We start from the raw sequence: 13,674 nt of genomic DNA, 5'->3' as shown, positions 1-13,674 counted from the left end.
AGAATAGCCGCCACCCCCTGCCGGATGCGACCCCGAACATGACCGAACTGACCCTGTATCACAACCCGCGCTGCTCCAAGTCCCGTGGCGCGCTGGAATTGCTCGAAGCCCGTGGCCTGACCCCGGAGGTGGTGCGCTACCTGGAAACCCCACCCGACGCCGCCACCCTCAAGGCCCTGCTCGGCAAGCTGGGCATCGGCGCACGCCAGCTGCTGCGCAGTGGCGAAGACGAATACAAGACCCTGGGCCTGGCCGACCCGGCCCTGAGCGACGACCAGTTGATCGACGCCATGGCCCGGCACCCCAAGCTGATCGAACGCCCGATCCTGGTGGCGGGCAACAAGGCCGTGATTGGCCGGCCGCCCGAGAAGGTGCTGGAGATTCTGCCGTGAGCGCGCCCTATATCCTGATCCTGTTCTACAGCCGCCACGGCTCCACCAGCGAAATGGCCCGGCAGATTGCCCGTGGCGTCGAACTGGGTGGGCTGGAGGCGCGCCTGCGCACGGTGCCAGCGATTTCCACCGAGTGTGAAGCGGTGGCCCCCGACATCCCCGAGAACGGCGCGCTGTATGCCACCCTCGACGACCTGCGCCATTGCTCGGGCCTGGCCCTGGGCAGCCCGACGCGCTTCGGCAACATGGCCGCGCCGCTCAAGTATTTCATCGACGGCACCAGCAGCCTGTGGCTGAGCGGCGGGCTGGTGGGCAAGCCGGCGGCGGCGTTCACCTCCACGGCCAGCCTGCATGGCGGCCAGGAGTCGACCCTGCTGTCGATGCTGCTGCCGCTGATGCACCACGGCATGCTGATCATGGGGCTGCCCTACAGCGAATCGGCGTTGCTCGACACCCGGGGCGGCGGCACGCCGTATGGCGCCAGCCACCATGCCGGGGCCGATGGCAAGCGCGACCTGGACGCCGACGAGATCGCCCTGTGCCGTGCCCTGGGCCAGCGCCTGGCGAGCACTGCCAAACTGCTGGAGAACGGCCGTGGCTAAGAAGCCCAAGGTGCTGCCGCCGCTGGAGTGGCTGGAGCCACGTGTGCGCGCTACCCGGGTGCTGAGCCTGGTGGCGTTTTTCAGCCTGATGGCGTTGCTGACGGTGAACAACCTGTGGTTCGCCAACCTGCACGGCGCGCGCGTGGGGGTGATCCTGGCCATCGAGCTGGTGCCGTTGCTGCTGGTGCTGCCGGGCATGCTGATGGGCAGTGCACGGGCCCATGCGTGGACGTGCTTCGTGGTGAACCTGTACTTCATCAAGGGCGTGCTGGCCGCGTTCGACCCGGCGCGGGCGCTGCTGGGGTGGCTGGAAGTGGGGATCAGCCTGGTGCTGTTCGTGAGTGCGCTGCTGTTTGTGCGCTGGCGCTTTCAGTATGAGCGGCGGGTGGCGGGGGAAGGCGTCTGATAGGCGGCGCGCCTATCGCGGGTCAAGCCCGCTCCCACAGGATTACCACGGTCCTTGTGGGAGCGGGCTTGACCCGCGATTGCGACACCGTCGATCTCAATGGTTGACGGTATACGCCAGCATCATCGACAACTGGCACATCGGCCGCCCGCTCTGGGCATGCCACTGGTTGAACGCCTGCTGCACGGTGGCCAGGTCGCGCTGGCTGGTCGGCTGCCGGTCGATCACATCCTGCGCCACCAGCGCCGCCACCACGTCATTGCTCGGCACGAAGGTGTCCTTGCCGACCATGCGCAGAAAACGCGGCGCCGACAGCCCGCCCATCTGGTTGCCCTGCTTGGCCAGGTACTTCCACAGGCCGACGATGTCGGTCACCGGCCAGTCGGCGATCAACGCACCGAAACTGCCCTTCTCCCTGGCCACGTCGAGCATGAACTGCGCATTGCGCGGCACGCTCTTGAGCTTGCCCAGGTGGCGGATGATGCGGGTGTCCTGCATCAGCCGCTCCAGGTGCTCGGCGCCCATCAGCACCACCTTCTCTGGGTCGAAGCCAAAGAACACCTGCTCGAACGCCGGCCACTTGGCGTCCACCAGGCTGTGCTTGAGCCCGGCGCGAAACACCCGCAGGGCCATGGTCGAGAGGTAGCGGTCGTCGCTGATCTGGCGCAGCTGCGCCGGGCTCAACGGCTCGGGCAGGTGCGCCTCGAGCGCCGCCGCCGAACCGAAGCGGTTCAGGCAGAATTCATGCAGCCACTGATAATCGCGCATGCCGGTCAGAGGTTCAGAACATCGACGAACCGTGGGGTGGCGGTCTCATCGATGCGCAGGTTGGTGAAGTCGAACAGGTTGCGGTCCGCCAGCTGCGACGGCACCACGTTCTGCAGGCCGCGGAAGATGCTCTCGGTGCGGCCCGGGGTCTTGCGCTCCCACTCCACCAGCATGTCCTTGACCACCTGGCGCTGCAGGTTTTCCTGCGAGCCGCACAGGTTGCACGGGATGATCGGGAATTGCTTCATGTCCGAGTAGGCCTGGATGTCCTTCTCGGCGCAGTAGGCCAGCGGACGGATCACCACGTTGCGACCGTCGTCGGCGCGCAGCTTGGGCGGCATGGCCTTGAGCGTGCCGTTGAAGAACATGTTGAGGAAGAAGGTCTCGACGATATCGTCGCGGTGATGCCCCAGGGCCATCTTGGTCGCACCGATCTCGTCGGCGAAGGTGTACAGCGTGCCGCGACGCAGGCGCGAGCACAGCGAGCAGGTGGTCTTGCCTTCCGGGATCAGTTCCTTGACCACCGAATAGGTGTCTTTCTCGACGATGTGGTACTCGATGCCCAGGGTCGCGAGGTAGGCCGGCAGGATGTGCTCGGGGAAGCCTGGCTGCTTCTGGTCCATGTTGACCGCGACGATGTCGAACTTGATCGGCGCCACTTTCTGCAGGTGCAGCAGAACATCGAGCATGGTGTAGCTGTCTTTGCCGCCCGACAGGCAGACCATGACCTTGTCGCCCTCTTCGATCATGTTGAAGTCGGCGACGGCTTCGCCGGCAAGGCGACGCAGGCGTTTTTGCAGTTTGTTCTGGTTGACCGAAAGGGTGCCCATGGCGATTGAATCCGCAAGGTGTGACAAAAGCGGCACATTTTACGCACAAACCTGACGCTCGCGTAGCCCATCCGATAAAGACTGCAAGGAAATGAAGCGCCGCGCTTACAGCGCAATTTGCTCTAAAAAAGCGGATTTGTGCAGCGAACCCCTTCCTATACTGCGTCATAAGGCCACAGCAAGCGTGACCTGATCCCGTCAGGCCCAGCCACTGGGCCGCGCAAGCGCTCCGCTGGGGGGCGATGGCAACAACGAGGGAGTGACTGGCATGATCCATCACGTTCTGGGGCTGTTCACCCATCCTGACCAGGAATGGAAAGAAATCCGTGGCGAAGACGAAACCATCAGCCACATGTACCTGACCCACACCTTGATACTGGCGGCGATACCCGCCGTTTCCGCGTTCATCGGCACCACCCAGGTGGGCTGGGTGATCGGCAACCGCGCACCGGTCATGCTCACCGTCGACAGCGCGATCTGGATGACCGTGATGTCCTACCTGGCCATGCTGGGCGGCGTCGCGGTGATGGGCGCCTTCATCCACTGGATGGCGCGCACCTACGACGCCACCCCGAGCATGGCCCAATGCATCGCGTTCGCCACCTACACCGCCACCCCGCTGTTCATCGGCGGCCTGGCGGCGCTGTACCCGCACCTGTGGCTGGGAATGATCGTCGGCACGGCAGCCATCTGCTACACGGTGTACCTGCTGTACGTGGGCCTGCCGACCTTCATGAACATCCCGTCCGACGAGGGCTTTCTGTTCTCGAGTTCGGTGCTGGCGGTGGGGCTGGTGGTGCTGGTTGCCATCATGGCCTTCACCGTGATCGTCTGGGGACTGGGCGTGGGGCCCGTCTACACCAGCTAGACAATACGCCAACCTAGGGGCTGTACCCATCAGGCCGCCGCAAGGCGGCTTGATGCTGTGCGGACCAGCGGTCTCGGCAGCGCCGCCCGGGTTGCGGCATAATTGCCGGCCAGGAGTGTCCAACCGATATGCCAGAGCTGCTCAATTCCCGCGTCGAAAGCTGTTACCAGCAAGCCGAAAGTTTTTTCAAGCGCCCCTTCCTGCGTCCCGAGGTGAGCTTCAAGCTGCGCGGGCAGAAGGCCGGTGTCGCGCACCTGCACGAAAACCTGCTGCGCTTCAACCTGCAGCTGTACCGCGAGAACAGTGAAGACTTCCTGCGCCAGACCGTGCCCCACGAAGTCGCGCACCTGGTGGCGCATCAACTGTTCGGCGACCGCATCCAGCCCCATGGCGAGGAGTGGCAGCTGATCATGCGCGGGGTGTACGAGCTGCCACCCAACCGCTGCCACAACTATGCAGTCAAGCGCCGCAGCGTGACCCGCTACATCTACAAGTGCCCATGTGCGGGCAGTGACTTTCCGTTCTCGGCGCAGCGCCACGGGCTGGTGCGTCAGGGGCGGCGGTATCTGTGCCGGCGGTGTCGGCAGACGCTGGTGTTCACCGGCGAGACGCGGGTGGAGTAGACGCTTCGCCGGCAAGCCAGCGCCCTGCAGGAGCCGGCCTTGCGGCGAAGACGCCTGCACAGGCACAAAAAAAAGCCCATCCGAAGATGGGCTTTTTGCGTTTGGCTAACCTCAGCCCTGGCGTACCGCACCTTCGGCGACACCCAGGTCGTCGGTAGGACGGGTGTCGACCAGCGGCGAACCACCCGAAGCCAGCTCGGCTTGCAGCTTGTCTTCGTCCAGCTCGTTGACCCACTTGGCCACCACCACGGTTGCCACCGCGTTGCCGATCAGGTTGGTCAGGGCGCGGGCTTCGGACATGAAGCGGTCGATACCCAGGATCAGCGCCAGGCCGGCAACCGGCAGGTGGCCGACCGCCGACAGGGTCGCGGCCAGCACGATGAAGCCGCTGCCGGTAACGCCTGCAGCACCCTTGGAGGCCACCAGCAGCACCAGCAGCAGGGTGATCTGGTGGGTGATGTCCATGGTGGTGTCGGTGGCCTGGGCGATGAACACCGCAGCCATGGTCAGGTAGATCGAGGTGCCGTCCAGGTTGAACGAGTAGCCGGTCGGGATCACCAGGCCAACCACCGATTTCTTCGCGCCCAGACGCTCCATCTTGGCCAGCATGCGTGGCAGGGCCGACTCGGACGACGAGGTGCCGAGCACGATCATCAGCTCTTCACGGATGTAGCGGATCAGCTTGAGTACGCTGAAGCCGTGGGCACGGGCGATACCGCCCAGAATCACCAGGATGAACAGCAGGCAGGTGATGTAGAAGCAGGCCATCAGGTAGCCCAGCTGCACCAGCGAACCCACGCCGTACTGGCCGATGGTGAAGGCCATGGCACCGAAGGCACCGATCGGGGCCAGCTTCATGATCATGTTGATGATGTTGAACATGACGTGGGCGAAGCGGTCGATCAGGTCCAGCAGCGGCTTGCCGTAGGCACCCAGGCGGTGCAGGGCGAAACCGAAGATCACCGAGAACATCAGCACCTGCAGGATGTCGCCGTTGGCGAAGGCACCGACCACGGTGTTGGGGATGATGTTGAGCAGGAAGCCGACGGTGGTCTGCTGCGCACCGGCGGCGGCATAGGCAGCCACGCTGCTGGCGTTGAGGGTGGTCACGTCGATGTGCATGCCGGCACCCGGCTTGACCACGTTGACCACGACCAGGCCGATGATCAGCGCGATGGTCGAGACGATTTCGAAGTAGAGCAGCGCGTAGCCGCCGGTCTTGCCGACCGATTTCATGCTCTGCATGCCGGCGATGCCGCTGACCACGGTGCAGAAGATGATGGGGGCGATGACCATCTTGATCAGTTTGACGAAACCGTCACCCAGCGGCTTGAGCGCCACACCGGTGTCGGGATAGAAGTGACCCAGCAAGATACCGATGGTGATGGCGATGATCACCTGGATATACAGCGATTTGTACAGCGGCTGACGCGTCGTCATGGCTATTTTCCTCAATGTGCCGGCCCATCCTTCCCAGGAGGCGATCGGCACCTAAAGCGCGAACCCTCCTGCATTGGAGGGATTTGTTGTGTCGAGCTGCGTGGCAATGCTCTGCGGAGTCAATAGCAAGGCTGATGCCAGGATGTGCCAAGGCGGTGCAAACACCCTGTTTCAGGGCATTTCGTGCACCGCAAGGCAGCAAGGCAGGACGCGCCAGTTGGCGGATTTCCGCCCGGCACTCAAAGAATAGACCCGATGATGGCGGTAATCCGCCCACTGGGCGGAATGTGGCAGGCGCTCAGTCGAGCGGAAAGCGGATACGGAAGGCAGCGCCGCCCAGGGGCGAATCGTCGAGAGTGAGGGTGGCGTCGTAGCTCTCGATGATGTCCTTGACCACCGCCAGGCCGATGCCCTGCCCCGGGTACTGGCGATCGAGGCGCTCGCCCCGCTGCAGGATACGCTCGCGCTGGTGCACCGGTACGCCGGGGCCGTCGTCCTCGACACACAGCTCCAGCGCCGTGTCGCTGACCCGCAGGCTGATGCGGATCTGCCCCAGGCACAGACGGTAGGCGTTTTCCAGCAGGTTGCCGAGCAGTTCGAGCAATGCGCCCTGCTCCATGGGTACCAGTGCCTGGTCGGGCACTGCATAGGTGATGTGCACCTGCTTGTCGCGGTAGACCTTGGCCAGGGTGCTGCACAGGCTGTCGAGCAGCGGGTGCAAGGCCACCTGGTGGCGCACCAGGCCGCTCTTGCGCAGGCTGGCGCGCTGCAACTGGTAGTCGATCTGCTGGCTCATGCGCTCGATCTGGCTCTGCAGCACCCGCGCCTGCTCGCGCTCGCCTTCGCGCTGGGCCATGCTTTCGCTGACCCCTTGCAGCACCGCCAGCGGGGTCTTGAGGCTGTGCGCCAGGTCATCCAGCGAGTCGCGGTAGCGCCCGCGCTGCTCGCGCTCGCTGCGCAGCAGGCGGTTGAGCGAGCCGGTCAGGCGCAACAGCTCGCGTGGGTGTTCGGCACTGAGGCCCTCGCGGGCGCCGGACTCCACGTCGTCCAGCTCCACGCTCATGCGCCGCAGCGAGCGCAGGCCCCAGGTCAGCCCGGCCCAGAGCAGCAGCATCAGGGCCAGCAGCGCCGCGCCAAAGCCCAGGTAGAGCTTCTCTTGCAGGCCGTTGAGGGTTTGCTGGTACTCGCGCACCGGTTGCAGGGCAACGATGCTGAAGGCCGCGCTCTTGCCGCCCAGCAGCTTGACCTCCACGTCATAGACGAAGAACTCCTCGCCGTGGTCCTGGCGGATGCGCGCGAACTCGTTGCCGCGCCCGTCGTAGCGGGGTGTGTAGTTGATGTTCTCGTCGTTGGTGGCACGCGAACGCCACACCAGGTTGCCCTGGCGGTCGTAGATGTAGCCGAGCAGGCGGCTGTCGGGCAGGTTGAATTTCTCGTCCGGCAGCAGATCGGGCATCTGCAGCTTGCCGCCGTCTATGCGCGCCGCCGAGATCAGCGTGGTCACGTCCGAGGCCAGGCGCTGCTCGATGGACTCCTGCAGGGCCAGGCTGAAGGCCTTCTGCAGGGCCGGCAACAGGGCCAGCATGAACAGCAGCGCCAGCACCGCTGCGGCCAGCATCAGGCGCAGGCGCAGCGAACGAATCACAGGCAGCGCTCGGTGAACAGGTAGCCCAGGCCACGTACCGTGTCGATGGGCTTGAAGCCGTTGTCGCCCTCGAGCTTGCGGCGCAGGCGGCCGATCAGCACTTCTATCACGTTGGGGTCACGCTCGCCGTCGTCGGGGTACAGCTGCTCCATCAGACGGTCCTTGGCCACCACCTGCTGGTGATGGCGCATCAGGTATTCGAGGATGCGGTATTCGTAGGCGGTCAATGCCAGGGGCTGGTCATCGAGCAGCGCCTGCTTGCGGTTGAGGTCCAGGCGCAGGGGGCCGGCGATGATGGTCGACTGGGTGAAGCCGCTGGAGCGGCGCAGCAGCGCATTCAGGCGCGCCTCCAGCTCTTCGAACTGGAACGGCTTGACCACGTAGTCGTCGGCACCGGCGGCCAGGCCTTCGACCTTGTCCTGCCAGTTGCCACGGGCGGTGAGAATCAGGATAGGAAATGTCTTGCCCTGGCTGCGCAGTTGGCGGATCAGGTCCAGCCCGCTCATGCCCGGCAGGCCCAGGTCGACGATGGCCAGGTCGTGATTGAACTGTTCGGCCTGGTACAGCGCCTCCTCGGCATTGGCCACCGCTTCGACCACATGCCCGCTTTCGCTCAGACGGCTGAACAGGTGATGCCGCAACAGGGCTTCATCCTCGACCACCAGCAGTTTCATACGCTCCTCCATAACCAGGCCCGGCCTGTTTGGCCGGGCATCTCGCTACATAACGGCAGAATAACAGCGAACCGGCCAGAGTGAAGGCCGGTTCGGGTATTGCGCGGGGGTTCAGAACAGGTAGTTGGCCGACAGGTAGGTTTGCGCGCTGCTTTTCAGGCGCAGGGCACCGAGCTTGTCGCCGTCGTGCTCGGACAGTTCGGTGGTGGCGTTGCTGCGCAGGTAGCGGTAGCCCAGCTCGACCGAAGCATTGCTGCTGACCTGTTGCAGTACGCCGGCCTGCAGGCCGTAGGCGTAGCCGGTGTCGGTGTCGCGGCTGTAGCCGGAGGATTCCTGGCTGAGCTTGGTCACGCCCAGGCTCGCACCGCCGAATGCCTTGGTGCTGCTACCCAGCGGATAGAACACGTCGTAGCTGCCCAGCAGGTTTTCCTGGCGCATTTTCAGGCCGCTGTGGTTGTTGGAGACGTTGTCATAGGTGAGGTAGTAGCGGCCCTGGTCGTTCTGCTGACCAATGCGCGCACCCCAGGTGCCGTCCTTGCTGATGATGCCGTCGGTGTTGAGGTGGTCGGTGTTGCTGCTGAGCAGGCCGGACTTCTTGATCTTGTCGCTGGTCTGGCCGTAGGTGAGGCCGGCGAAGGTGGTGTCGGCAGCCTGTACCAGGGAGCTGGCACCCAGCATGGTGATGGCGATCAGTACGGTATTGAGTCTTTTCATGAGTGTGTACTCCAGAGTGATGCGCGGTGTTTGTGTGGGAGCTAGAGTAAGCAGGGCGCCCTGAACCGCCGCTGAATGCTGGCTGAACCCCGGCTGAACGAGCGGGCATCAACGGAAAAAAGGAGACTGACCATACCTGCTCGCACTTGCCCTGATCGGCGCCACTGGCCTGGCCCAGGCTGCGGTGCAAACCCGCCAGATCGACTACCAGGACGCCGACGGCAAGCGCCTGGTGGGCTACTACGCCTATGACGACGCCGTGAAGGGCGAACGTCCCGGGGTGGTGGTGGTGCACGAATGGTGGGGGCTGAACGACTATGCCAAGCGCCGCGCCCGCGACCTGGCCGGGCTGGGCTACAGCGCGCTGGCCATCGACATGTATGGCGACGGCAAGAACACCGAGCACCCGGCCGATGCGCAGGCGTTCATGGCGGCGGCCCTGAAAGACCCGAAGACGGCGGCAATACGCTTCGATGCCGGGGTCGAGTTGCTGAAGATCCAGCCGCAGACCAACCCCGACAAGATCGCCGCCATCGGCTACTGCTTCGGCGGCAAGGTGGTGCTGGACGCTGCGCGGCGCAGTGAGCCGCTGGCGGGGGTGGCGAGCTTTCACGGAGCGCTGGTGACGGCCACGCCGGCAACCAGCGGCAGTGTGAAGGCGCCGTTGCTGGTGGAGCATGGCGCCAGCGACAGCATGGTCACGCCCGAGCAGGTGGCTGCGTTCAGGAAGGAGATGGAGGCAGCGGGCGCCGACCTGAAGTTCGTGAGCATCCCGGGTGCCAAGCATGGCTTCACCAACCCGGATGCCGACCGCCTGAGCCACGGCGAGCACGGCGGGCCGGATATCGGCTATGACAAGGCCGCCGATGAAAGCTCGTGGGCAGACCTGCAGGTGTTCTTGAAGAAGGTGTTTCACTGAAGCCCGCTTCGCCAGCAACGCTGGCTCCTGCGGCAGGCCGCGTGAACCTGTAGGTGCCAGCGTTGCTGGCGAAGGCTCGTGGGCCACGGCACAATAGCGCCCATGAATCGACTCCCGCACTGCTGCGCCCCGCTCCAGCACCACTGGCCCCTGCCCCACCCGGTCCCCGGTGCGGTGCTGGTCAGCTGCGCCTTCGACCCGGCCAACCTCGCCGCCGATGACTTCCGGCGCGCCGCCATCGAACCCACCCCCAGCCTGCAACGCTCGGTGGCCAAGCGCCAGGCCGAGTACCTGGCCGGCCGCGTGTGCGCCCGCGCCGCCCTGCAGCGCCTGGACGGGCGCGACTACCTGCCCGCCACCGGCGACGACCGCGCCCCCCTATGGCCGGCCGGCATCAGCGGCTCGATCACCCACGGCAAGGGCTGGGCGGCCGCCGTGGTGGCCCGCAGCAGCGACTGCCAGGGCCTGGGCCTGGACCAGGAAAACCTGCTGCAGGCCGAACGCGCCGAACGCCTGATGGGCGAAATCCTCACTGCCGATGAGCTGCAGCGCATGGACCGCAGCCAGCTGAGCCTGACCACCACGCTGACCTTCTCCCTCAAGGAAAGCCTGTTCAAGGCGCTGTACCCCATCGTGCACAAGCGCTTCTATTTCGAGCACGCCGAACTGCTGGAATGGTCCGCCGATGGCCACGCCCGCCTGCGCCTGCTCACCGACCTGTCGCCGCTGTGGTGCCACGGCCGGGAAATCCAGGGGCAGTTCAGCCTGCAGGGCGATCAGTTGCTGAGCCTGGTCAGCGTGTGAGCCGCAGGCTTACAGCGGGCACTGCGCGCAGCGCCCTACCCACTCGACCTTGTAGCTCAGGCAACAGGTGCGCCTGACCCGCCGCCCGTCAGGGGTGTAGCGCACCGCGCCGTACAGCGGGTTGCCGGGCGTACCGAGCAACCGCTGGACCTCGGGCCGCTCACCTGCAATCTGCTCCAGGCAGTCACCGGCATTGCCCCACAACACCGCCGCCGGCACGCTGCCCAGCACGGCCAGTTGCTCGACGATGGCTGGCAGGTGCCGTTCCAGTACCGCCGCCACACCGCCCACCGCCGCGGACGTCGACAGGTCGGTTGGCAGGCCGCGCCCATCCAGCATCACCGCCAGCGCCTGAACCTGCAACGGGGCGCGCCCGACCAGGGCCGCACGCCACAGCACGGCGAAGTAGTACTTGGACCATTGCGACACCAGCACCGGCCGTTGCGCCGGCATCAGCTCGGGGCCGTACAGCCCCAGCAGCAGGGCATCGAAGGCGTCGGGGCGCAACAGCTCAGCGAGCCTCAAGGCCGTCCTCCTGCGCCTGCTCCGCGTCATGCGCGCGTGGCCAGCTCAGGCTGAAGCAGGCACCACCCAGGCGCTCGCTCTTGCCGATCAGGGCGCGCCCGGCATGCCAGTAGATGATCCGCCGCACGATCGACAAGCCCAGCCCGTGCCCGCCAGAGGCGCGGGTACGGCTGTCGTCCAGGCGGGTAAAGGGCGTGAAGATGCGCGACCAGGCGCTTTGCGGCACCCCCGGCCCATCGTCCTCGACGTCGATGCGACAGCGCTGGGCGCCCAGTTGATAGCTCAGGCTGACCTGCGACTCGGCGTGGCGCATCGCATTGCTCACCAGGTTCTGCAGGGCGCGGTGCAGGTAGCGCGGCTCGGCCTCGACCCACGCCCCCTGCTCGCCGCCCTGGCACGGCCCGCGCAGCACCCGCACCTCGCGGCGCAGCGGCGCCAGTTCGGCAATCACCTGGTCGAGCAAGGCATCCAGGTCGATACGCTGGAAGTTCAAGGCCGGCGCCCCTTGCTCAAGGCGTGCGTAGGTGAGCATCTCGTCGACCAGTCGGTCGAGGTCCTGAATGTCGTTGTCCATGCCCAGCAGGTATTTCTCGCGGGCGTGCTCGCTGCTGGCGTTCTCGACCATCTCCAGGCCAAAGCGCAGGCGCGCCACCGGGGTGCGCAGCTCATGGGACACCGCCCGCACCAGTTCGCGCTGCATGTTCAGCGATTGCTGCAGGTGCCCGGCCATATGGTTGAACGCCGCGGCCAGGCGCCCCACCGAGTCGGCGTCGTCCGCTGCCACGCGCACGTCCAGGCTACCCTGGGCAATCTGCGTGGCCGCCGCCTCCAGGCCCGACAGACGCCGCTCCAACTGGCGCACCAGCAGGTACACGATCAGGCCGATCAGGCACAGCCCCAGCGCCGCGATCACCAGCAGCATCTGCGGTGGATACGGGTTCATCTGATACAGCGGCCCGATCTCCAGCACCCAGGGCGTGGCCACCATGCCGGCGAACACGCGGATCGAGTTGCCGTCCTTGCCCAGCGCCATCACGGTGTCGCCTTCGTCGACGCGACGGCGCTGGTCGCCGTCCATGTCGGTCTGGTCGAGGCTGAGCAGGCGCAGGTCGAAGCCGAACCCCTTGCTCTGCTTGAGTTCGGCCAGGCGCTGCGGCTGCTCGCCCACCGGGTAACGCACCAGTTCGTCGGCCAGCAGGTAGATGGTGGCGCGGGCCAGTTGCTCGCTGATCTGCTGCACCTCGCCGGTCAGCAACAGGTTCTGCCCGCGCACCTGGCGCAGCACCCGCGCCGCATGGGGGCCGGTGCGCTGCACCAGCACATGCCCGCGTTGCAGGCGGGTGCGCTGGCTGCCGTCGAGGGCGGCCTGATCGATCGAGGCGAGGGCCAGCGGAATGCCCAGCAGGCGCCCCCATATCGCCAGCGCCCGGGTACGCTCCACATCGCTCATGGGGGCCAGGTTGTCGGCCATCAGGGTAAAGGTGCCGTGGGCCAGGCGCTCGCGGTACTGCTCGGCACGCACCTCGTTGAGCAGGTGCAGGCTGAGCGCGCCCAGCAACGCCACCAGCACCAGGGCGGCCAGCATGCCGCCGTAGATGCGCAGGAATATCGAGTTCATTCAACCAGGCCCAGCGCCTGGGCAGCCTCGCCCACGAACAGGTAGCCTTTGCTGCGCACCGTCTTGATCATGCGCGGGTGGTCGGGGTCGTCGCCTATCTTGGGGCGGATGCGCGAGATGCGCACATCGATGGAGCGGTCCTGGCCGTCATAGCCCACCCCGCGCAGGGAGGTAAAGATCTCTTCGCGGGACAGGATGCGCCCCGCGTTGCTCACCAGCAGCCACAGCAGGTCGAACTCGGCAGCGGTCAGCTCGATGCCGTTGTCGCCAAGCCAGGCTTCGCGCAGGGTGTTGTCCACCCGCAGCGGGCCGAACTGCAGGCTCTGGCGCTCGCCCGTGGTGGCCGGCACCTCGGTGCGACGCAGCAAGGCGTTGATCCGCGCCAGCAACAGGCGCGGGCGCACCGGCTTGCACACGTAATCGTCGGCGCCCAGGTCCAGGCCCTGCACCTGGTCCAGGTCCTCGCTGCGCGCGGTGAGCATCAGGATGACCCCGTTGTACTGCGTGCGCACCTTGCGGCAGATGCTCAGGCCGTCCTCGCCGGGCAGCATCAGGTCGAGGATCACCAGGTCTGGCTGCTCGGCCACGATGCGCGCCGCCGCCTTCGCCCCATCGCCCTCCACCGCCACGTCGAAGCCATTGGCTTGCAGGTAGTCACGGGTCAGCTCGGCTAGACGCTCGTCATCCTCGACGATCAACACCTGACTGTTGGGCTGCTGCACGGATCACCTCGGCTGGGCTTTTTATTGTTGGAGTGAAGCCCTTCAATAAAGGGCAACATTGGCCCGCGATACTACCACTGCCGGGCGCCGGAAAAAGCCGCGCCAAAGTCGCTGGACAAGTGCG

At 65.8% G+C, this 13,674-nt stretch carries 16 protein-coding genes; 7 read left to right on the top strand and 9 right to left on the bottom strand.

Going from position 1 to position 13,674, the window contains the following annotated elements; translation table 11 throughout:
• Nucleotides 1-38: 38 nt before the first annotated feature.
• From arsC to DN387_RS02405, 3 genes are read left to right on the top strand one after another with little or no spacing between them, the layout of a single operon-like run.
• Nucleotides 39-392, top strand: coding sequence for an arsenate reductase (glutaredoxin) (arsC, locus tag DN387_RS02415; RefSeq protein ID WP_054914702.1), 354 nt, complete (start codon nt 39-41; stop codon nt 390-392).
• A complete protein-coding gene (wrbA, locus tag DN387_RS02410; protein WP_043862567.1) occupies nt 389-994 on the top strand; it encodes an NAD(P)H:quinone oxidoreductase in 606 nt (201 codons plus the stop codon). Before arsC ends, wrbA begins: the two co-directional genes overlap by 4 nt.
• Nucleotides 987-1,400: a DUF2069 domain-containing protein gene (locus DN387_RS02405; protein WP_043862568.1), complete on the top strand. Its 414-nt coding sequence runs from the start codon at nt 987-989 to the stop codon at nt 1,398-1,400. The genes wrbA and DN387_RS02405 overlap by 8 nt, the downstream gene beginning before the upstream one ends.
• A gap of 96 nt (nt 1,401-1,496) precedes the next feature.
• On the opposite strand, the gene DN387_RS02400 is transcribed toward DN387_RS02405, so the two are convergent.
• Together DN387_RS02400 and ttcA are read right to left on the bottom strand one after the other, a co-directional pair.
• The gene (locus tag DN387_RS02400; protein WP_054914703.1) at nt 1,497-2,168 is read right to left on the bottom strand and encodes a DNA-3-methyladenine glycosylase I; all 672 of its coding nucleotides are present in this window, start codon (nt 2,166-2,168) and stop codon (nt 1,497-1,499) included.
• A 5-nt stretch (nt 2,169-2,173) separates the two neighbouring features.
• Nucleotides 2,174-2,998, bottom strand: a complete 825-nt coding sequence (gene ttcA / locus DN387_RS02395) for a tRNA 2-thiocytidine(32) synthetase TtcA (protein WP_054914704.1) — start codon at nt 2,996-2,998, stop codon at nt 2,174-2,176.
• A 268-nt stretch (nt 2,999-3,266) separates the two neighbouring features.
• Between ttcA and DN387_RS02390 the strand changes: the two genes are divergently transcribed.
• Together DN387_RS02390 and DN387_RS02385 are read left to right on the top strand one after the other, a co-directional pair.
• Nucleotides 3,267-3,866: a Yip1 family protein gene (locus tag DN387_RS02390; RefSeq protein WP_043862571.1), complete on the top strand. Its 600-nt coding sequence runs from the start codon at nt 3,267-3,269 to the stop codon at nt 3,864-3,866.
• Nucleotides 3,867-3,994: 128 nt separating this feature from the next.
• Nucleotides 3,995-4,489, top strand: a complete 495-nt coding sequence (locus tag DN387_RS02385; protein WP_043862572.1) for a SprT family zinc-dependent metalloprotease — start codon at nt 3,995-3,997, stop codon at nt 4,487-4,489.
• Nucleotides 4,490-4,600: 111 nt separating this feature from the next.
• Here DN387_RS02385 and DN387_RS02380 read toward each other — a convergent pair whose 3' ends face one another.
• The 4 genes from DN387_RS02380 to DN387_RS02365 all read right to left on the bottom strand — a co-directional run bounded on the left by DN387_RS02380 (nt 4,601) and on the right by DN387_RS02365 (nt 8,962).
• Nucleotides 4,601-5,929, bottom strand: coding sequence for a dicarboxylate/amino acid:cation symporter (locus DN387_RS02380; protein ID WP_054914705.1), 1,329 nt, complete (start codon nt 5,927-5,929; stop codon nt 4,601-4,603).
• 298 nt (nt 5,930-6,227) lie between these two features.
• The gene (locus DN387_RS02375) at nt 6,228-7,574 is read right to left on the bottom strand and encodes an ATP-binding protein (RefSeq protein WP_043862574.1); all 1,347 of its coding nucleotides are present in this window, start codon (nt 7,572-7,574) and stop codon (nt 6,228-6,230) included.
• Nucleotides 7,571-8,248, bottom strand: coding sequence for a response regulator (locus DN387_RS02370; RefSeq protein WP_043862575.1), 678 nt, complete (start codon nt 8,246-8,248; stop codon nt 7,571-7,573). Before DN387_RS02370 ends, DN387_RS02375 begins: the two co-directional genes overlap by 4 nt.
• Nucleotides 8,249-8,359: 111 nt before the next feature.
• Nucleotides 8,360-8,962 carry a hypothetical protein gene (locus DN387_RS02365; RefSeq protein ID WP_054914706.1) on the bottom strand — a complete coding sequence of 201 codons (603 nt, stop codon included), beginning with the start codon at nt 8,960-8,962 and terminating at the stop codon, nt 8,360-8,362.
• A gap of 136 nt (nt 8,963-9,098) precedes the next feature.
• On the opposite strand from DN387_RS02365, the gene DN387_RS02360 reads away from it, so the two are divergent.
• Entirely contained in the window at nt 9,099-9,881 is a 783-nt protein-coding gene (locus DN387_RS02360) for a dienelactone hydrolase family protein (protein WP_054914707.1), read from the top strand.
• Nucleotides 9,882-9,983: 102 nt separating this feature from the next.
• Nucleotides 9,984-10,685, top strand: coding sequence for a 4'-phosphopantetheinyl transferase (locus tag DN387_RS02355; protein WP_054914708.1), 702 nt, complete (start codon nt 9,984-9,986; stop codon nt 10,683-10,685).
• A gap of 9 nt (nt 10,686-10,694) precedes the next feature.
• Here DN387_RS02355 and DN387_RS02350 read toward each other — a convergent pair whose 3' ends face one another.
• From DN387_RS02350 to DN387_RS02340, 3 genes are read right to left on the bottom strand one after another with little or no spacing between them, the layout of a single operon-like run.
• Nucleotides 10,695-11,210, bottom strand: coding sequence for a (2Fe-2S)-binding protein (locus DN387_RS02350; RefSeq protein ID WP_054914709.1), 516 nt, complete (start codon nt 11,208-11,210; stop codon nt 10,695-10,697).
• Entirely contained in the window at nt 11,197-12,828 is a 1,632-nt protein-coding gene (locus tag DN387_RS02345) for an ATP-binding protein (RefSeq protein ID WP_054914710.1), read from the bottom strand. The genes DN387_RS02350 and DN387_RS02345 overlap by 14 nt, the downstream gene beginning before the upstream one ends.
• Entirely contained in the window at nt 12,825-13,550 is a 726-nt protein-coding gene (locus DN387_RS02340; protein ID WP_054914711.1) for a response regulator transcription factor, read from the bottom strand. Before DN387_RS02340 ends, DN387_RS02345 begins: the two co-directional genes overlap by 4 nt.
• Nucleotides 13,551-13,674: the final 124 nt, after the last annotated feature.

Origin of the sequence: Pseudomonas sp. FBF18, assembly GCF_024261405.1 — a bacterium.
Lineage (GTDB): Bacteria > Pseudomonadota > Gammaproteobacteria > Pseudomonadales > Pseudomonadaceae > Aquipseudomonas > Aquipseudomonas palmensis.
Note: the sequence above shows the minus strand (reverse complement) of the source record. Positions and strands in the feature narration are given on the sequence as shown.

Coding starts and splice junctions, on each gene's coding strand:
- arsC (WP_054914702.1), top strand. CDS start 39: ATGACCGAACTGACCCTGTATCACAACCCGCGCTGCTCCAAGTCCCGT.
- DN387_RS02345 (WP_054914710.1), bottom strand. CDS start 12,828: ATGAACTCGATATTCCTGCGCATCTACGGCGGCATGCTGGCCGCCCTG.
- DN387_RS02380 (WP_054914705.1), bottom strand. CDS start 5,929: ATGACGACGCGTCAGCCGCTGTACAAATCGCTGTATATCCAGGTGATC.
- DN387_RS02365 (WP_054914706.1), bottom strand. CDS start 8,962: ATGAAAAGACTCAATACCGTACTGATCGCCATCACCATGCTGGGTGCC.
- DN387_RS02355 (WP_054914708.1), top strand. CDS start 9,984: ATGAATCGACTCCCGCACTGCTGCGCCCCGCTCCAGCACCACTGGCCC.
- DN387_RS02390 (WP_043862571.1), top strand. CDS start 3,267: ATGATCCATCACGTTCTGGGGCTGTTCACCCATCCTGACCAGGAATGG.
- DN387_RS02400 (WP_054914703.1), bottom strand. CDS start 2,168: ATGCGCGATTATCAGTGGCTGCATGAATTCTGCCTGAACCGCTTCGGT.
- DN387_RS02370 (WP_043862575.1), bottom strand. CDS start 8,248: ATGAAACTGCTGGTGGTCGAGGATGAAGCCCTGTTGCGGCATCACCTG.
- ttcA (WP_054914704.1), bottom strand. CDS start 2,998: ATGGGCACCCTTTCGGTCAACCAGAACAAACTGCAAAAACGCCTGCGT.
- DN387_RS02385 (WP_043862572.1), top strand. CDS start 3,995: ATGCCAGAGCTGCTCAATTCCCGCGTCGAAAGCTGTTACCAGCAAGCC.